Source organism: Corynebacterium sp. ZY180755, assembly GCF_054331495.1.
Genome location: NZ_CM135811.1, coordinates 885,073 through 903,063, shown reverse-complemented (window position 1 = coordinate 903,063; position 17,991 = coordinate 885,073). Strand labels below are relative to the sequence as shown.

Genomic DNA, 17,991 nt, shown 5'->3' with positions numbered 1-17,991 from the left:
TCCTAAGTCTCCATAAAAGGAGATTAGAAGAGCTTCAAGACGTCAGAGTTTTTACTCTACGGTCTCTTCGATGTCAGCCTCGTACTCACCGTTGTCACCTGGCTGCCAGGAGATGGTGCCGTTGAGGAATTCCTGGATCCAGCCCTTGCCCTGAACCTGCTCAGGACCGGTTGGCAGGCCAACGTTTGCGTCCAGGCCACCCTCGGACATCCAGGTCTCAGCGATCTTACCTACCAGTGGAGCAGCGGTCTGGGTCTCAGATGCGAATGCCAGCAGGTTGCCACCATCGAACTCAGCCAGGGAGCCAGCTGCCTCGTTGGTGATTTCCTTAACCTCGCCCCACTCAGCTACGCGCTCTTCAATAGCGGAAGCGAATGCAGCTGGAACCTCAGCCTCACCGTCAGCGGTGTTGATGACGGCCATGTCACCCTGCTCTGGCTCTTCTGCGTCGTTGGTGGTGGTCTCCACTACCTCGGAAGCGTCCGCTGCTTCGGACTCGTCGCCATCGGTGGCGTCGTTAACTGCGGAGGATGCTTCGTCAACTACGGAGGAAGCAGCTGCGCCTGCCTCGTTTGCAGCGTCAGAAACCTCGTTAGCTGCGTCAGAAACCTCCTCAGAGGAGCAAGCGACCATACCCAGGGTCAGAGTAGCTGCAGCGAAACCAGCCATTACCTTGCGGGAGATGTTCTTCATAAATACGTCCTTTCATGTGTTCCACGCTAAACGGCGCCGAACAACGATTTGTTTAAAGCTGCGAACGATAGCAAGTGTGAAGATTAATTAAACTTTCTCGCGCTCGTTTGCTGTAATTCCTAACTTTATGGCGAATCCCATAGCTACATCAACCTTCAGCGAGCCAATGTGAGAAAAATCTACATTTTACACAATTTATTTACGCCGTTTTCGCTGCACAGAGGGTTTCTTTCTGTTTGGTAACGACTTAGTCTCACGCCTGTTATTTTTAGTTTTCTGCGTTTTGGTAGTCGTTTTCTTGCCCGCCTTGGCTCGGCGTTCTTGCTTAGCCTTAGCCTTCTCGCTGGCGCTCAGCTTCGGCTTTTCTTGGCGGGAGGAATTAGCGGTTCGGCCTTTAGCGATGCCCACAAAATCCTGAATGGCCTCTGAATCTTTTTCCTTCTTCCACACCAATGCAATGCGTGTCTTAGCAACGTCACCCGAGTACCCGCGGTGTGCCACCTCTTTCTTTGCGAGGACCTTGAGCAGTGGCCGCGGAGCAATGGCTACGCCAACATTAGCCCCCACCACGGACAAAGCTATACGCAGCGCGTCGTAATCTATGCGACCGTCATCGGCGATCTTGTAGTTGAGGATCTCCCCCTCAATATCAGTGGATCCGACAGGATCCACAATGGTGATTTCATTGTCCTTATTGAGGGCAATGCCTGCCTGCTCATCGTAGAGCTCCACGACGTGGAGCGGGCCGCCTTCGGCCACGCGTGGATCAGGAAGCCTGGTCAGCGCGAGGTCTGCTTCGTCGGAAAGCAGCAAACCCAAGGGGTCGTCCGAAGGAATATCCACGAGCGTGCCGTGCGCCGTGCGTTCACGGAAACGGAAAAACCACTTGTCAGGCTCGGTGCCGGTGATGAAACTTAAACGGAGCATGGCGTTAATGCTACCGTTTAGAGCGTGAATGAAGAATCTGTAATCAAGCCGTCTGGCACCGCTATGAAGGCCCAGACCGCCGCAAAGAAGCTTGGCATCTACCTGCCAGCAACGCCAGAGGAGTTCCAGGCAAACGCTGTCACGCACGAGCAGTTCGTGGAACTCCAGAACAACCCACCGCAGTGGCTCAAGGATCTACGCCTGAACGGGCCACACCCACGCGCCGTGGTCGCCCAAAAGCTTGGCATCACCATCGCCGCTCTCAAGCGCAACGACATGGACAAGCCGCTCACCACCGCAGAGATCAAGGCTTTGCTTTCCGACCAGCCCGAGTGGCTGCGCACAGCCCGCACCCAGCTGGCTGAGGCCCGCGCAGAGCGCGGCGAAGCCTAAAACCTACTCCCACCAGTTCCCGCAGCAATCGCGGGAACTGGTATTTTTTACCCATTCCCATTTTGCAGTGACTGCAAAAATAAGAGTAGGCTTTCCCGCATGCCTTCCCCACTGGACATCTATTCCCGCGAAGACCCAGGCGCGTTAAGCCCGCGCGAGACTAAAAAACGGCGGACCAAAGCTGACATTGAGGATCACGCCACGCGCCTAGTCCTCGCCCTGGGAATGCATAACGTTACGGTCGAGGACATTTCGAACGCCGCGGGCATATCGCCACGAACGTTCTTCAATTACTTCTCGACCAAGGAGGAGGCAGTCATGGGGCAAGGCCCCAGCTCCCCTAGCCAGGCCGACACAGCGGCCTTCCTCACCATACAAAGCACAGATGAGTCCCTGCTCATCAAGGCCACTGAACTCCTCGTTCACCTCATCACCAAAGACAACACGTGTGACGTTGAGATCCTTAAACGCCGCGAGCACATCAAACAACGTGAACCAGAGCTTCACGGAGCCATGCTCAACGCCTTCCACCAGCGCCAACACCGCGCCAATGAACTCATGGCTAGGTACTTGGAATTGCACCCAGAAAAAGCACGCACAACACTCGCGCCCGAACAAGAAGCCCAGTACGTAACCTCGCTCTGCTTCATGGCCATCGGCCTAGCTATCCCAGTATGGGAAAGCTTGCCGGGCGAAAAAACAGCCAGCCAGCTCCTCAGCTGCGTTCGCACATCGGTTGATAGCATCCAAGCTCTTACGCGAAACTAATTCAGAAGTGAGTCCTAACACCATGTCTAATCGCACATTAAAGCGCAAAAAGAAGGAGAAAATTCCTTCCACAATGACCCCAGAGCAACAAAAACGCGCTTGGTGGGTTCTCTCCGCACTCATGGTCACGATGCTGCTGGCATCGCTTGACCAAATGATCTTCTCCACGGCCCTCCCCACGATTGTTGGCGAACTAGGCGGCGTAGACCACATGATGTGGGTCATCACCGCGTACATGGTGGCGGAGACCGTCATGCTGCCAATCTTTGGCAAGGCAGGCGATCAAGTTGGGCGCAAGCCGCTATTCCTCGGCGCAATCGGCATCTTCTTAGCAGGTTCCATCGTTGGTGGTCTCGCGGACTCCATGGCAATGCTCATTGCTGGACGCGCCATCCAAGGAATCGGCGCTGGCGGTTTGATGATCCTCTCGCAAGCGATCATCGCAGACATCATCCCTGCCCGCGAACGCGGCCGATACATGGGTGTCATGGGCGGCATCTTCGGGCTCTCCGCCGTCCTTGGGCCGCTGCTTGGTGGCTTCTTCACTGAGCACGTGAACTGGCGATGGGCGTTCTGGATGAACGTGCCTCTGGCCATCATCGCCATCGTCATCGCCGTAATTTTCCTACAAATCCCAAAGCGAGACTACCCTCCGTTCACGTGGGACTATCTGGGAACCATCCTCACCGTTGTGTCCACCGTATCCCTCATCCTGTTCTGCACATGGGGCGGATCTGAATATGAGTGGAGCGACCCACTCATCATCGGGCTCATCATCACCTCCATCATCGGTGCCATTCTGCTGGTTATCGTTGAATCAAAGGCAAAGAACCCTCTCATTCCGCTGGACTTCTTCAAGAACCGTAACTTTGCGCTCACAACAACAGCAGGTCTAGTCCTGGGCGTCACAATGTTCGGCATTCTGGGCTACCTGCCAACGTACATGCAGATGGTAAAGCAAGTCTCCGCAACTGAAGCCGGCTACATGATGATCCCTATGATGGTGGGCATGATGGGCTTCTCCATCTGGTCCGGTTTGCGCATTGCCAAGACTGGCAAGTACCGCCACTTCCCTATCATCGGCCTCATCGTCGTGCTTGCGGCCCTTGGCCTGTTCCACCTTCTACGCCCAAGCATCCCAATGTGGGAGATCGCTATCTACCTCTTCGTTCTGGGCATGGGACTCGGCCTAGCAATGCAGGTACTTGTACTGATTGTCCAAAACACACTCCCCATGGCAGTGGTTGGTTCCGCTACGGCAGTCAACAACTTCTTCCGCCAGATCGGATCCTCCGTAGGCTCAGCACTCGTTGGAGGCATCTTCGTAGGCAACCTCAAAGACGAAATGGCCGAACGCCTACCAAGCGCCGTCTCCCAGCTACCACCCGAACAGCAGCAGGCATTTGCCGCCCAGGGCGGTGTAGATTCCAACTCCCTGACGCCAGCAAGCGTGGAAGCACTCCCTGAGCCACTACACGACGCCGTTGTCTACGCCTACAATGACGCCCTGCTCCCGGTATTCACCATGCTTATCCCACTCGTCCTCATTGCGCTCGTCCTCGTGATCTTTGTCAAACACGAGAAGCTGCGTGAGACCACCCTAGAAATGGAGATGGAAGCAGCGAAAGCACAGGAAGCTCACTAGGCCTCCCAGTACACGGCGCACCCGATGCGCCAAATCTAAGCGCCACCCTGTGGATAACTTTTACTTCCGGTTTGGGTTATCCACAGGGTTTTCTAGGGGCTGCTGTTCTTGTCTTGTGTGTGCGTTTACGGTTGGTGCCATGACCGATGATCACGCAGCACTCAAGGACTACCTCACCGCCATGGGAAGCGGTGCCATCCTGCTGCGCGCATTCCACGGCCGCAAACACTGGGAGTTCGACACCATCGCCCCACGCGACGCGAAAGAACTCATCGGCACCGCCTCTTGGTTGTATGGCAAGACTCGGTACAGCATGCAGCAACGCAAGACACTGGAAGCAGCTATTGCCCATGGTTTCTCCGTCTCCGTGCTCACCATGATCCGCCGGCACGTAGAAAAACTCACCACTGAACGCGAACAATGGGTGTTGTGGCGCGAACTCACCAACACACCACGGCCTGCGGCGGTGATCAACACACTCGCCCTCAAGCGCGTGAAAGAACTGAAACAACCACCCGCCACACGCAATACCGCCATGCGTATTGTGCGTGGTGCAGACGGCATGGGCACCCTCTATTTCACCGCACCACAAGCACAACTCGCCGACATCAACCGCAGCCTCAAAGAGTCTGTTGCCAGCATCATGGAACAAGACTCCGACAAAACGAAGAATCAGGCCCGGGGTGAAGCCTTCGCCGAACTCCTCCGCAGCGACGCCAGCGTGCCCCAAGGTGGCTACACACCACTGGTGGTCGTCCCCGTTGAAGAACACGCCAAGATCATCCGCGGTGACGGTGACGGTATTAAGGTGGTGTGTTCTGACGGCACCGTCCTAACGGATAAAGAATACCTAGAACGCCTACTAGCAGACTACGGCCTGGTTGCTCTTGTGGATGAAGAAGAAGGCACCCTCAACATGTTCCGCACACAACGGTTTGCCAACCAGAAACAACGCCTAGCGGCGTTCGCGGAAAACCCCACCTGTGTAGCACCAGGATGCACGGTGGCGTTCGATGACTGCCAACTCCACCACGTAGTGGCGTGGAAAAACGGTGGCGACACTAACATCAAGAATTTGGTGCCACTGTGTGCCTACCACAACGGGATTAACGATGATGACTGGTGGAACAACATCCACGGCCATATTGAAAAACGCGGGCCGTTCGCCTACTGGGTATCCGCCTACGGGTTGCCGGATCGAAGAAACCAGCACCCGCTCGCCATGCTCGGTGGCTGCAGAAAAATCTTCGGATAAACAGAACAAAAGCCGCATAACCTATAAGGTTATGCGGCTACAGGCGCGCGCCTTGAAAGGCGCTTCTATCTTAGATTAGAACATCTTCCATTCTTCAAGACCCTCGTATAGAGGATACTGCTCCGCGAGCTTAGTTACGCGTGCACGCAATGCCTCAACATCTGCTCCCTTACCCTGAATAAGAGCTTGGGCGATGATGTCTGCGACCTCCGTGAATGCAGCGGCGTCGAAGCCACGGGAAGCTAGCGCTGGAGTGCCGATACGCAAGCCGGAGGTGACCATAGGTGGTCGTGGATCGAACGGAACCGCATTGCGGTTCACGGTGATGCCTACCTCATGCAGCAGATCCTCTGCTTCCTGACCATTGAGCTCAGAGTTACGGAGATCAACAAGGACCAAGTGAACATCGGTGCCACCGGTGAGCACGTCCACACCTACGTTCTTGGCGTCGTCGGCAATGAGACGCTCAGCCAAAATCTGGGCGCCTTCAATGGTGCGCTCCTGCAGTTCCTTGAACTCAGGGGTTCCTGCAACCTTCAGTGCCACAGCCTTGCCTGCAATTGCGTGCATAAGCGGGCCACCTTGCTGACCTGGGAACACTGCGGAATTGATCTTCTTGCCAAACTCTTCCTTGGCCAAAATGATGCCGGAGCGTGGGCCACCCAAGGTCTTGTGAACGGTGGAAGAAACAACATCGGCGTGTGGGACCGGTGATGGGTGAACGCCGGCAGCGACAAGACCAGCGAAGTGAGCCATGTCTACCCACAGCTTCGCACCAACTTCGTCAGCGATGGAGCGGAACGCGGCAAAATCCTGCTGGCGTGGGTACGCAGACCAACCTGCGATCAGTACCTGTGGCTTTTCAGCGAGAGCCTGCTCACGGATCTTGTCCATGTCAAGGCGGAAAGTTTCAGGATCAACTTCATAAGCTGCTACCTCATACAGCTTGCCCGAAAAGTTCAGGTGCATGCCGTGGGTCAAGTGGCCACCGTGAGCCAAGGAAAGACCCATAATTTTCTCACCCGGCTTAGCCAGCGCCATGAGAACCGCAGCGTTTGCCTGAGCGCCTGCATGCGGCTGCACGTTGGCGAACTCTGCACCAAACAGATCCTTTGCGCGGTTGCGCGCCAGATCCTCAACGACGTCGGCGTTTTCGCAGCCACCATAGTAGCGGCGGCCTGGGTAGCCCTCCGCGTACTTGTTGGTGAAAACGGAGCCCTGTGCTTGCAGCACAGCGCGTGGAACAAAGTTCTCAGAAGCGATCATTTCCAGGGTGTCACGCTGACGAGCAAGCTCCCCTGCAATCGCTGCATGTACTTCTGGATCTAGCTCGGACAGAGACTGGGTACGAATGTCATTCGTCATGGGATTAGGCCGTTGCACCTTTCATATACGCCTGGCGCTGAAAACGGCCCCTTTGCCCAAAGAAGCCATTAACCGCACTGTCGCAGATTAGTGTAACCGAGAAATTCGCAAAATAAAGAGGGTAATTTTCTACGCTATCCCCCAAAAAGTGCCGGTTATATCCGGTGCTCGACCCGCTGTATCCAACGTAAAGAAATGAAAACGCAAGTAATTCGTTGTCTGCCCGCCTGCGCGTGGACAGCCACAGCCGCCTAGAGCAACGGATTGAGAGATTGACCGCATCAAGGTGTTAGCACCAGTGCGTGCACACACGGGGTGGAGTTTTTGTTTTCCACCGTATGAATTGCACAATAAGACTTATGGTGCGCACCAATGATTCCTCCCCTTTCCTTGAGTTCGACAGGGAGAGCTGGCGAGAACTTCGAAACTCCATGCCGCAGGTACTGACAGAAGAAGAGGTCGTGGAGCTTCGAGGTATAGGTGAAAACATTGACTTGGAAGAGGTTAGCGAAGTCTACCTCCCGCTCTCTCGTCTTATTCACCTTCAAGTACAAGCGCAACAAGAGCTAACCACCGCAACTGAGACCTTCCTTGGGGAAAAGTTCACACACATTCCTTTTGTGATTGGCGTAGCTGGCTCTGTGGCCGTGGGCAAGTCCACCACGGCACGACTTTTGCAAGTGCTCCTTCAGCGCTGGGATTCGCACCCACGCGTAGACCTCGTCACCACTGACGGATTCCTGCTCCCCTCCGCAGAGCTTCGACGGCGCGGGATAATGAACCGCAAGGGATACCCAGAAAGCTACGATCAGCGTGCTCTCCTACGGTTCGTAACAGACGTCAAGTCCGGTAAAGCCAACGTCAAAGCACCGGTGTACTCGCACACCCTGTACGACCGTGTTCCAGATGAATTCATCACGGTAGACCGCCCGGACATCCTTATTGTCGAAGGCTTGAATGTTCTACAGACTGGGCCAACACTCGTGGTGTCCGACCTATTTGATTTCTCCGTCTACGTGGACGCACGCACTGAGGACATCGAACGCTGGTATATCGATCGGTTCTTGCAGCTGCGTACATCCGCCTTCCGCGAGCCGGGGGCTCACTTCAGCCACTACGCTGACTTCGATGATTCTGAAGCGGTACGGGAAGCTCGGCGAATTTGGCAGACGATTAACCTACCCAACTTGGTGGAAAACATCTTGCCTACTCGCGTGCGAGCAACGTTGACTCTGCGCAAAGCCGTCGATCACAGCATTCAGCGTGTGCGTATGCGCAAGCTTTAGGGCTACATCATTGCGGCGCGTGCCCAATCGATGATGCGCTCGAGTTCAGTGAAGTCGACCCTGTCTACGTCTTTTCCGTAGGCCTCAATCATCGCTTTGTCATTGGCGGTCTTCTTGGGCTTGAGCTTGATCATTTTGATGATGCTAGCCATGATGGCGGAATGCTTGGCTGTGAGCTCTGAGTAGTTCATGCGCCCGGGAAGGTAAAACCGAGCAACGGTGTCATCCACTAAGCTTTTCATTTGGTCTTTTTTACGGGCGTCGTCCAAAAGTGTCATTCCAACGCCCACTACCGCGAGTGCACGCCCTGTGCCTTGGAGTTCGTTGATGAGTTTGACCGCTGAGATCATCGGCCCATGCACGGGGCTTAAAGCAATGACGGGGCTACCGTCCTCGGGGATGGCATGGTCAAAGGTGTACGCCTCTGTCCCCAGCAGCGCAGCGAGGCGTTCGGCGTATTGTTTGGTGGAACCGTAGACACTGTCATACCGTACGTGGATCATTGTTAGCCTTACTCTTCCCAACTTGACTACTATGTCCCACACTATCAACGCGGTTAGGGATTGACAGTAAAACTCTTATTCTGGCTGCGCTGAGGTTAAAAGATCAGCACTCTGAGTTATTTGCCAAAGCGGCGTGAGCGGCGGGAGTACTCGCGGAGAGCGCGGAGGAAGTCCACGCGGCGGAAAGCAGGCCAGTAGGTGTCAGTGAACCAAATCTCGGAATAGGCAGCCTGCCACAGCATGAAGCCGGATAGGCGTTGCTCACCGCTAGTGCGGATCACTAGGTCGGGGTCTGGTTGACCGGACGTGTACAGATGGTTTGAGATAGAGTCGACGGTGATCTTTTCCGCCAGGTCCTCGGCTGCTGTGCCTGTGGCGACCTCATCGCGGATGACGTCTCGAACCGCGTCCACGATTTCTTGGCGTCCACCGTATCCCACTGCAATATTGACGCAAACGCCGGTCTTCCCCTCCGTTGGGGCAGCTGCCTGAATCAAGTTTTTGTGGAATTCCTCTGGGAGCATGTCCAAGTGACCGACCAGCCGGACTTGGCAGTTGTTTTCCTCCGCCGATAGCTCCGCCACTACGTCGACGATAATGTCAAAGAGTAGCTGCAGTTCGCTGCTTGATCGGCCTAGATTCTCTGTGGACAGTAAGTACACGGTGACGGTCTCAATGTCCGTATCCTCGGCCCAACGGACCATCTCGCCGATCTTTTTGGCGCCAACTCGGTGCCCATGACTTACATCAGTGAAGCCAGCCTCCCTTGCCCATCGACGGTTGCCATCGCACATTACGGCCACGTGCGCTGGATGTTTCACTCCAGCGCATTCCTCGATGAGGCGCTTCTCATACACAGGGTAGGCAAGATCACGCGCCAACTGGGTGGACTTTTTGTGAAGTCCCTTCACCAGCGACGTCGTGCGTGAAATCACGCGGTTAACGCCTCGCACGTGCTACCTCCTCAAGATGAAAATCACGCCGCCTAGGACAGCCAGTGCTTCTTCCGCTGATCCAGGATTCCGGCTTCTTCCATAGCCTTGTCTACTGCTTCCTCGTCGAATACATCCAGACCGTGTGCCTCAGCGAATACACGGCGCCTGTTTAGGCGGGAGAAGCGACGGTGGAATGCCCAGCCCAGGTACAAAATAACAACCACCAACAGGATGAGAATAAACCATCCAATTGGAGATGCCTTGCCAAACTCAGAGCCACGTGGCGTAGCACTATCCGCCTGCGCAAGAATGATCGCCGTATTCAGCGAATCCACCAAGTGAGCAACCTGCATTTTTCCTCCAACTGAACCAGCGGTGGACGTTTGGCCACCCTGTTGCACCAAGCAACACATTGGCATTACTTGGGTATTTTTCCTTCGTACTATGTAGCTGCTGGACTCCAGCAGGCCACTAAGCAATGGTAAGGGCACTTTCACAAAACGTAAACTGGTGCCCTCCACCGTTTCAGTGACCAGTTTATAAGATCACCGGACCAAAACTACTATCGGAGCTCAACGTCACAGCGAGCTCTAGAGGCTTTCTTCAATTCCTGCGAAGAGATCGTCTTCAGGCAAAGAGGTAGAAACGCGGGTCTTGGCCAACTCGAACTCCTCCGTAGGCCACAGACGCTGTTGCACCTCGACGGGAGTAACCATAAACATGCCCGTTGGATCAATCTGCGTAGCGTGCGCGCGCAGAGCTTCGTCTCTTTGGGGAAAGAAGTCAGAGCAGTAAACCTGAGTGGTAACGCGGTACATCACGTCTGCGTCCTCAGTTTCCCAGCGAGTCAGTAACTCCGTGTAGGGAGACGGCTGTCCCTGCTCCAGCAGCAAATTGTGGAACATCTCCAAACGCTGGCGGATGAAACCGTGCGTGTAGTAAAGCTTCAGAGGTGCCCATGGCTCGCCTAGGTCTTTGCCGTAATCCGCGTCTGCTGCCTTATCCCATGCGAGCATGGAAACTTCATGCACCTTCAGGTGATCTGGGTGTGGGTAACCGCCGTTTTCGTCATAAGTGATGATGACGTGCGGACGGAACTCGCGGATTACCTTCACAACTTTTTCCACTACCTCTGCGGTATCGGCAAGTGCGAAGCAGCCCTCCGGCAGCGGCGGTAGTGGATCACCTTCAGGTAGTCCGGAATCGTGGTATCCCATCCATTCGTGCTCAACGCCAAGGGCCGCTGCTGCAGCAGCCATCTCTTCCTTACGGACGGCAGCGATATTGTCCAGGATTCCCGGCTTGTTCATGGCTGGGTTGAGGATGTCTCCCCGTTCACCACCGGTACAGGTCAAGACCTTTACTTGATGCCCTTCTGAGGCGTAACGCGCCATTGTGGCCGCGCCCTTACTCGATTCATCGTCAGGGTGCGCGTGGATAGCCAAGAGACGCAAACCGCTCACAGTTGCCCATCACCTTTCTAACTTATTGGTTTGGAATATCTACCCGACTTTAGTTGAGTATTTCTGTGCGCGCATACATCTGCGCTCATCCGTTAAAGATCGACAAAGATCACAGCATGCCCGTGCCCGAGAAGACACTGTCGTAATAGAGCTCTCAGATGTTATGGCCTAAGCTTAGAGAAAGATCGTCACATCACGTGGTGAGGATCCCAGTTCGAGCACTACTTTAAAGGACACAGTTAATTCCATGAGCAATGCTGGTCAGCAATCTAGGACTGAGCGTCAGCGCTACACCAAGGAATCCTCCACTACTAAAGGGACTATTTCAGGCAAGCTGATTGCTATCTTTGCCCTCGTTATGGTTATTGCTTTCGCTTTCGCGTTAGTGAAATTCTTCCAAGCTGAGGCCAAGTCAACGATTACAGGCGAGACGGCAACGGTTGAGCAGATTGATGAAAACGCTATGCGCGTAGTTGTTGACATCACCCGCAAGGACACGTCTGTCCCAACTTATTGCATTGTCACAGCCTTGGACTATGACATCAACGAAGTTGGTCGTCGTGAAGTTGTGATTCCTGCTGGGGGTGAAACCACCGAGCGCATCGCCGTTGAAGTGCCAACGCGAGCTACAGCGGTGTCCGGTGATGTGTATGGGTGCTCGGACATCATCCCGTTCTACATGGACACGTCTGAAGCGGCCCGCGATAGCTACACCCTGCAATAACAACGCCTACTCCTCTCCACTTGGATCCACTTAGTGCGGGTAGTAAGACAACGCCGTTGTGGTATCATGTGGGCAAAGTACACAGAAATAGTGTGAGCCCTTGGCTGGGATACCGTAGTATCCGTGTTCAGCCGAGGGCGTCGTTTATGCTTAACAGCCACCACCGTCCCGGTGGTGAGTAAACAAAATTAGACACGAAGAAGGTTGATCCCCATGGCAGAAAGCCAAAAGCAGTACATCACTCCTGAGACCAAGGCAAAGCTTGAGGAAGAGCTCAACGCACTCATTGCTCACCGTCCAGTAGTTGCTGCTGAGATTAACGAGCGTCGTGAGGAAGGCGACCTCAAGGAGAACGCCGGTTACGATGCAGCTCGTGAGATGCAGGATCAGGAAGAGGCGCGTATTAAGCAGATCTCTGAGATCCTTGCTAACTCCACCACCGAGCGCGCTGGTGTCGTTGAGGGTGTTGCTCACGTTGGTTCCGTAGTCCACGTGTACTACAACGGCGATGAGAACGACAAGGAAACCTTCCTGATTGGTACCCGCGCAGCGGCGTCTGACAACAAGGATCTGGAGACTTTCTCCGAGCAGTCTCCACTAGGCGCAGCTATCATTGGCGCCCAGGAGGGCGAAACCCGCGAGTACACCGCACCAAACGGCAATGTTATTAAGGTGACGGTTGTTTCCGCAGAGCCATACGATTCTTCTAAGGCTGCTACCCCACGTGCTTAATAGCGCGTAGCTACCTTCAAACCAGCATTCACTAATGAATGCTGGTTTCTTTTCTATGTCCGCTTTATTAAGAAAGCTCCCGCCAGTGAAACGCTACCTACTCGGACTATCTACTGCGCTGCTTCTGACAAGTGTTACTGCCTGCACTGGCACTGATGCTGATGTCACCCACGGCAGCTCTAGTAGCAGCCCAGGAACCGAGGACGCCCCTACCACTACCCCGTCCTACTATGCAGCTTCGCCTGATTCCATCGGGTTCATTGACTGCGTAGGTACAGAGCCAGTGATTGAGCCCGAGACGGTTACTACAGATTGCATCAATAAGGATGATCCTGTGAAGTGGATGGCGTGGAGAATCTGGAATGACAAGCGCGCTGTGGGCTGGGGCAGGCTTAACGGCAAGGAGGTTGTGAAAATAGAGCTCTCGCAGCCAATCGAAACTTCTGAAGGTGAGCGAGTGTTCTCGAAAGTGTCACTCGACGGAAATCAGATCTACCGGTAGACATAAAAAATGGCGTCCACACAACGTGGACGCCATTTTTTTGTGGTTATCGCTGCTGGAAGTAGCTCAGCAGTCGAAGGATCTCAGTGTAGAGCCATACCAAGGTAACGGCAAGGCCAAGAGCTACGCCCCATGCCATGCGCGCTGGTGCGCCCTGGCGGATCATCTTGTCCGCTACGTCGAAGTCAACGAGGAAGCTCATTGCCGCCAAGCCGATGCAGACGAGGGAGAAGATGATGGCAATTGGGCCACCGTCACGCAGTGGGGATGCAATGCCGAACAGGGACATAACCAAGTTGCCAAGTACCAGAACGAGGACGCCTACGAGGCAGGCAGTAAGGATTCGGTTGAACTTAGGGGTGACCTTGACGGCACCGGTCTTGTACACGAAAAGCATGCCGATGAAAACGCCTACGGTACCAAGCACTGCCTGACCAACCAGCGCGCCCGCGTCAGCGTTGCCCACCATGAAGCCGGAGAACACCATGGAAATGCCGCCTACGAACAGGCCTTCCATAGCCGCGTAAATAAGGGTTACCAGCGCGGAGGATCCTCCGCGCTTGGAGAAGGAGGACACCAGAACCGTGATGAAACCGCCGATTGCGCCAACCATGGTGAGCATCATGGCCATTCCTGGGTTAACGAAGTAAGCAATGGCGAAGTTGGCGATTGCGAAACCGATGATAACCGCCAGGGTGATGCCGGTCTTAGACACCACGTCATCTACGGTCATTGGGCGTTCGTTGGTAACTGGCGCCTGCTGGGCGTAGTGGCCGGAGTATGGGTCCTGTACCTGAGGGGTTGCGTACGGATTGTTACGAGTATCTGACAGGGATGACAGAACTGGGTTACTGCTACTGCGCATAAGGTGACTTTAGTCCTTTCACACCTATTTCTTTTGCGTTCATTCACAACCTTCAACGAGGTTGCTGCAAAAATAGTTCCCACTTGTGAATATCTGGGCGTTCACAGTGGGAACTTATTTAATTGAGCAGTACCGATGCTAGCAGGATTTTCGTTTTAGCCGAGAAACAGATCCTCGCACAGAGCCAATGCGTCTGCCACATCAACAACGTCACGGTCCAGGTCAACGGGGACAGGAATAGCCACTGATCCCGCGGCCACTTCCAGCTGCATCTGCGTCCCGGCGAGCAGCGTCACCATTTCCCCTGCTGCCGCAAAGCGGCAGTAGTTTGGGGCCGTTACGGTGGCTGTGCCACAGTGGATCCAGAACGCCTGGTCGACGTCGGAAAGCGCAGAAATTGCCCGACCCATCAGCTGCGGCATGGCGTTACGACGCCCCCTGGTCGCCTTGCCAGGCGACGTACCCGTGTGCCTAACAAAGGCACGGCTCAGCGAGGATGTGGCACCGAACCCCACCATGCCGGCAGCACGGTCTAACGTGGCACCGTTCATGAGCAATCCGGCCGCAACGTACACGCGGTACGCAGCGCGCCATTCGCTGAAAGATAAGCCTGTGGATGCCTCAAACTGGCGCTGTAGAGTACGCGAGGCTACGTGCTGCCACGACGCAAACTCATTCAAAGAGGTGTCTGATGCTGGATGCGCGATGATCGCACGCGCAACGTTCAGAGCTGGGATTGGCTTGGGCAATCGGGGTGCAGCAACTCGGCCTGTCAGCACATGATCGAAGATGCGCAGATAGCCAGTGTCACCCTCAAGCTGCTTGACGTAGGCGTCCACCAGGATAGGGCCCCACTGGTGCCCCAAGGCAATCGTCCTACTCGCACCGGTGAGCGCCGGCACCTCAAACGGCAGGTAGAACCCCGTATCCTCGCTACCAATTTCCGCACCAACTGGCACGATGGCGATATCACCAGCATGAAGGGTAAGAGTGGCATCTGGGGCTTCAACCTGCACCGTGCCTTGCACACAGTAGAATGCAGTCGCGGTGGACTGTTGCCTAGTGAGTACGGGACTCTTATGGGTAATTGTCTGCACCAAAGCACCTCGGGGACGTAAACGAATAGGTACAACAATTAAACAATATTCTTGTTGCTAAATTCAATCAGGGCATGAAAAAAGGAAGCGCAACACTGCGCTTCCACACCGTCAATAGTGACCTAACCACAATGCTGCAAGCGGCCGATGTGTGCTGGCACCCCGCCCTTGCCCCGCAGCTTATTAACACCCGACGGGCGCCCGGTGAACTCCGCAAGCTCCTGACTGATATAGGAGATACGGCCGTCGGTGTACGGATCCATCACGCCAAGCTCGTACACCGGCTCATCTATAAAGTTAAGACCAGATACACGTTCGTTGTACAAAGCCTCAAGCTCATTAAACTGATCAACTGCAGTGGACATCGCAGATCCACCACCTTTCTTTATCTCTGCCCCCGCCCAACAACCAATACGTGATTCGCAGGGGATTAAAACGTTTTCATTGCGTGTAACCAAAAGTGTAAACCCGCTTACTGAAAAACAAATCTGCCGACCCTGCCGGTTGCCTGTGAATTGTCCCCATACATTCACACCACTTCAGCCTGCACCAAGCTTGGGTACTTTCAGCCACGCCTTGAGGCTCGCATTCATCACTAATGAGTTCAGAATCTATGGCTCTTATCCCGGGTTCACGGGTGCCTAGAGATTGTAGAAAAGATACGCCTATCCAGTGCACTGCTGAGTCCGCATGGTTGTAAGACGAGACCCCGTAGCACGAACATTTTTTGAGGTGTTCTGCGCTTGACTTCTTAGCAGCCCCTAAAGATGCGTAAACGAAGCTGACGATTCTCAGTGGAAGAATCCTGGTCAGTGGAACGCCCTTCTTCTGAAGCCCTGCGGTGTTATGCACAGGACTCCTTGTGGCTGTTTGTTCAGTTTCGCCTCTGCCCTATCCCAGACACTTCGTCCTACGTGCTACATGGAGCATGCTTTCCAAATTCCTTGAGAGTTACTCGACGATAGGCCCCCAGAGATGTCGTCCAAGCTCATTGGACGGAGCACTTCGCAAAGTACGCCTTCGGGCTCTGGCATGGGCCCGAGTGACACTTAGTGGCCACCTACTCCGAGCGGTTCACGCCGTGCCGGTAAACCAACCACCGCATACGATCCGAACTACCCCTAGACCGAACAACCCCTCAGCGCAACGAGGGTAAAAATGGCCAAGGATGCGGCATCCGAGGCACTTCACATCAGAAAAACCCACGTCGGGCACAAATACAAGGGTTTATAGGTCATAAATTGTGTACAGAGGTCCTTGTTTTTATGGTTTGACCTTTTGTTTTGTGTTGTTTTGAATTTCGGTTGGGATTTCAGATCGGTATTTTTCTACCCCCGTTCCAGTTTCTGGGACGGGGTTTGGTTCGCTAGTGGGATGTCAAGACATTCAAAACGACCCCGCTGCGGCATGTGTGACGGTGTGATGGTCAAGAACGGATTCATGCCAGGAACTAGACGCCAACGATGGCGATGCAAGAAGTGTGGAACTAGTGACCTTCAACGGTACGAAGGCGTAAGGAACAAGCACTTCTTCCGATTCTTCATCCGGTGGCTCACCGAAGGGCTTACTATTGCACACGCTGCTGAACTGGCCGGTGTTTCTCCCAGCACGATCAACCGAGCATGGAAACAGTTCTGGTTCGTCCAAGTCCATCCGCAACCAGATCCGTGCAGGATCTACGACCAGATCTACATCGATGGCACGTACTTCGCCAGCGGATGCCTCCTCATCGCAGTATGTGACGATCACGTCATTACCTGGCACTGGTGCAGACGCGAAAACAAGCACGCCTACATGCAACTGTTGTCGCAGATGGCACCGCCGAAGATGGTGATCATCGACGGGCATCGTGGAAGTATTGCTGCTGTTAAGGCATTATGGCCGACTACCAAGATCCAGCGCTGTACGTTCCATATTCGACGCAATGTGCAGGCCTATGTGACCAGGAACCCCAGATACAGCCAAGGTTGTCTGCTGAACAAGCTGGCTGAGAACCTCACGGGGATCAAGACCATTGAGCAAGCTATTGAATGGCAAAAACAGCTCCACAAGTTCCATCAGCTTTACGGCACGTGGCTCAATGAACGAACCTACAGGAAGGATGTTGGTGCAGGTGAGATACCGAGCTTTGCGAGAAACAACAAGCTGTGGTGGTACACCCATTATCGGTATCGCAGTGCGTACAAGCTCCTAGAGAGGCCCCCGCAACAGGGGCATTTGTTTGCCTATCTTGATCCCGAACTCAACAAGCAGACGCTGCAGTCGCTGAAATCAATGACTAACATCGTTGAAGGTCGCAACAGTGGAATCAAAACCTTTCTACGCAGGCATAAAGGGATGCCTGCTGAGCATCAAAGAGCCTTAGCTGATTGGTATCTGCATCTGAATACCCATGATCCTGACGATCCTGTTGCTATAGCCAAGAAGCAAAACTGGGGTGCGACCGCCTACCGCCAAGCATGCACTCACACCCCAGACGAGAACCTCGCCGATCAGGAAACCGGACGACCAGCCCTCTATGACAACCATATCGACTCCGGCTACACACACTCAGTTGGAATCAGGAAAGGACAGATGAAATAGCCCCAAAATCATCCCACTATACGATAAAGAAAGATAATACAAACAGGACCTAGACCACGGGGGTGGTTATCTAGATCCTGTACACAATTTATGACCTATAAACCAATACAAGCCAACCCTGACGTTGCCGGATACAAGGAAAGACCAGCGATTACGCTGGTCTTTTATGGTGCCCCCAGTGGGACTCGAACCCACACTGAATCGATTTTAAGTCGACTGCCTCTGCCGATTGGGCTATGGGGGCAATCCGAGATT

General features: G+C 54.3%; 19 protein-coding genes and 1 tRNA gene. 9 read left to right on the top strand and 11 right to left on the bottom strand.

Going from position 1 to position 17,991, the window contains the following annotated elements; translation table 11 throughout:
* Positions 1 to 51: 51 nt before the first annotated feature.
* Together ACXM2N_RS04260 and ACXM2N_RS04255 are read right to left on the bottom strand one after the other, a co-directional pair.
* The gene (locus tag ACXM2N_RS04260; RefSeq protein ID WP_458490338.1) at positions 52 to 693 is read right to left on the bottom strand and encodes an LGFP repeat-containing protein; all 642 of its coding nucleotides are present in this window, start codon (positions 691 to 693) and stop codon (positions 52 to 54) included.
* A gap of 195 nt (positions 694 to 888) precedes the next feature.
* The gene (locus ACXM2N_RS04255; protein WP_458490336.1) at positions 889 to 1,620 is read right to left on the bottom strand and encodes a LysR family transcriptional regulator substrate-binding protein; all 732 of its coding nucleotides are present in this window, start codon (positions 1,618 to 1,620) and stop codon (positions 889 to 891) included.
* Positions 1,621 to 1,683: 63 nt separating this feature from the next.
* On the opposite strand from ACXM2N_RS04255, the gene ACXM2N_RS04250 reads away from it, so the two are divergent.
* The 4 genes from ACXM2N_RS04250 (at position 1,684) to ACXM2N_RS04235 (ending at position 5,681) form a co-directional block, all read left to right on the top strand.
* The gene (locus ACXM2N_RS04250) at positions 1,684 to 2,013 is read left to right on the top strand and encodes a DUF5997 family protein (RefSeq protein ID WP_458491001.1); all 330 of its coding nucleotides are present in this window, start codon (positions 1,684 to 1,686) and stop codon (positions 2,011 to 2,013) included.
* Between the two features lie 99 nt (positions 2,014 to 2,112).
* The gene (locus ACXM2N_RS04245; protein ID WP_458490334.1) at positions 2,113 to 2,781 is read left to right on the top strand and encodes a TetR/AcrR family transcriptional regulator; all 669 of its coding nucleotides are present in this window, start codon (positions 2,113 to 2,115) and stop codon (positions 2,779 to 2,781) included.
* A 22-nt stretch (positions 2,782 to 2,803) separates the two neighbouring features.
* Positions 2,804 to 4,426 carry an MDR family MFS transporter gene (locus tag ACXM2N_RS04240; RefSeq protein WP_458490332.1) on the top strand — a complete coding sequence of 541 codons (1,623 nt, stop codon included), beginning with the start codon at positions 2,804 to 2,806 and terminating at the stop codon, positions 4,424 to 4,426.
* A gap of 139 nt (positions 4,427 to 4,565) precedes the next feature.
* Positions 4,566 to 5,681, top strand: a complete 1,116-nt coding sequence (locus tag ACXM2N_RS04235; RefSeq protein ID WP_458490330.1) for an HNH endonuclease signature motif containing protein — start codon at positions 4,566 to 4,568, stop codon at positions 5,679 to 5,681.
* Between the two features lie 75 nt (positions 5,682 to 5,756).
* On the opposite strand, the gene glyA is transcribed toward ACXM2N_RS04235, so the two are convergent.
* Positions 5,757 to 7,046 (bottom strand): serine hydroxymethyltransferase, encoded by a 1,290-nt coding sequence (glyA, locus tag ACXM2N_RS04230; protein WP_458490328.1) that lies wholly within the window; start codon positions 7,044 to 7,046, stop codon positions 5,757 to 5,759.
* Positions 7,047 to 7,405: 359 nt separating this feature from the next.
* Between glyA and coaA the strand changes: the two genes are divergently transcribed.
* Positions 7,406 to 8,332, top strand: coding sequence for a type I pantothenate kinase (gene coaA, locus ACXM2N_RS04225; RefSeq protein ID WP_458490326.1), 927 nt, complete (start codon positions 7,406 to 7,408; stop codon positions 8,330 to 8,332).
* 2 nt (positions 8,333 to 8,334) lie between these two features.
* On the opposite strand, the gene ACXM2N_RS04220 is transcribed toward coaA, so the two are convergent.
* The 4 genes from ACXM2N_RS04220 to mca all read right to left on the bottom strand — a co-directional run bounded on the left by ACXM2N_RS04220 (position 8,335) and on the right by mca (position 11,233).
* Positions 8,335 to 8,835, bottom strand: a complete 501-nt coding sequence (locus ACXM2N_RS04220; protein WP_458490324.1) for a flavodoxin domain-containing protein — start codon at positions 8,833 to 8,835, stop codon at positions 8,335 to 8,337.
* Between the two features lie 116 nt (positions 8,836 to 8,951).
* Positions 8,952 to 9,746, bottom strand: coding sequence for an isoprenyl transferase (locus tag ACXM2N_RS04215; protein WP_458490999.1), 795 nt, complete (start codon positions 9,744 to 9,746; stop codon positions 8,952 to 8,954).
* A gap of 74 nt (positions 9,747 to 9,820) precedes the next feature.
* Positions 9,821 to 10,123: a hypothetical protein gene (locus tag ACXM2N_RS04210; RefSeq protein WP_458490322.1), complete on the bottom strand. Its 303-nt coding sequence runs from the start codon at positions 10,121 to 10,123 to the stop codon at positions 9,821 to 9,823.
* Positions 10,124 to 10,360: 237 nt separating this feature from the next.
* Complete coding sequence (gene mca, locus ACXM2N_RS04205) at positions 10,361 to 11,233, bottom strand: mycothiol conjugate amidase Mca (RefSeq protein ID WP_458490320.1); 873 nt, start codon at positions 11,231 to 11,233, stop codon at positions 10,361 to 10,363.
* A gap of 247 nt (positions 11,234 to 11,480) precedes the next feature.
* Here mca and ACXM2N_RS04200 point away from each other — a divergent pair, with 247 nt between their 5' ends.
* The 3 genes from ACXM2N_RS04200 (at position 11,481) to ACXM2N_RS04190 (ending at position 13,191) form a co-directional block, all read left to right on the top strand.
* Positions 11,481 to 11,957 carry a DUF4307 domain-containing protein gene (locus tag ACXM2N_RS04200; RefSeq protein WP_458490318.1) on the top strand — a complete coding sequence of 159 codons (477 nt, stop codon included), beginning with the start codon at positions 11,481 to 11,483 and terminating at the stop codon, positions 11,955 to 11,957.
* 213 nt (positions 11,958 to 12,170) lie between these two features.
* Positions 12,171 to 12,689, top strand: a complete 519-nt coding sequence (gene greA / locus ACXM2N_RS04195; RefSeq protein WP_458490316.1) for a transcription elongation factor GreA — start codon at positions 12,171 to 12,173, stop codon at positions 12,687 to 12,689.
* Positions 12,690 to 12,774: 85 nt separating this feature from the next.
* Positions 12,775 to 13,191 (top strand): hypothetical protein, encoded by a 417-nt coding sequence (locus ACXM2N_RS04190; protein WP_458490314.1) that lies wholly within the window; start codon positions 12,775 to 12,777, stop codon positions 13,189 to 13,191.
* Positions 13,192 to 13,237: 46 nt separating this feature from the next.
* Here ACXM2N_RS04190 and ACXM2N_RS04185 read toward each other — a convergent pair whose 3' ends face one another.
* The 3 genes from ACXM2N_RS04185 to ACXM2N_RS04175 form a co-directional block, all read right to left on the bottom strand.
* Positions 13,238 to 14,056 carry a Bax inhibitor-1/YccA family protein gene (locus ACXM2N_RS04185; protein ID WP_458490313.1) on the bottom strand — a complete coding sequence of 273 codons (819 nt, stop codon included), beginning with the start codon at positions 14,054 to 14,056 and terminating at the stop codon, positions 13,238 to 13,240.
* A gap of 155 nt (positions 14,057 to 14,211) precedes the next feature.
* The gene (locus ACXM2N_RS04180; RefSeq protein WP_458490311.1) at positions 14,212 to 15,153 is read right to left on the bottom strand and encodes an AraC family transcriptional regulator; all 942 of its coding nucleotides are present in this window, start codon (positions 15,151 to 15,153) and stop codon (positions 14,212 to 14,214) included.
* Positions 15,154 to 15,275: 122 nt separating this feature from the next.
* Positions 15,276 to 15,518, bottom strand: a complete 243-nt coding sequence (locus ACXM2N_RS04175; protein ID WP_458490309.1) for a hypothetical protein — start codon at positions 15,516 to 15,518, stop codon at positions 15,276 to 15,278.
* Positions 15,519 to 16,527: 1,009 nt separating this feature from the next.
* On the opposite strand from ACXM2N_RS04175, the gene ACXM2N_RS04170 reads away from it, so the two are divergent.
* On the top strand, positions 16,528 to 17,736 hold the full coding sequence (locus ACXM2N_RS04170) for an IS1249 family transposase (protein ID WP_458490307.1): 1,209 nt from the start codon (positions 16,528 to 16,530) through the stop codon (positions 17,734 to 17,736).
* 167 nt (positions 17,737 to 17,903) lie between these two features.
* Here the strand turns inward: ACXM2N_RS04170 and ACXM2N_RS04165 are convergent.
* Positions 17,904 to 17,980, bottom strand: a tRNA-Leu gene (locus ACXM2N_RS04165).
* Positions 17,981 to 17,991: the final 11 nt, after the last annotated feature.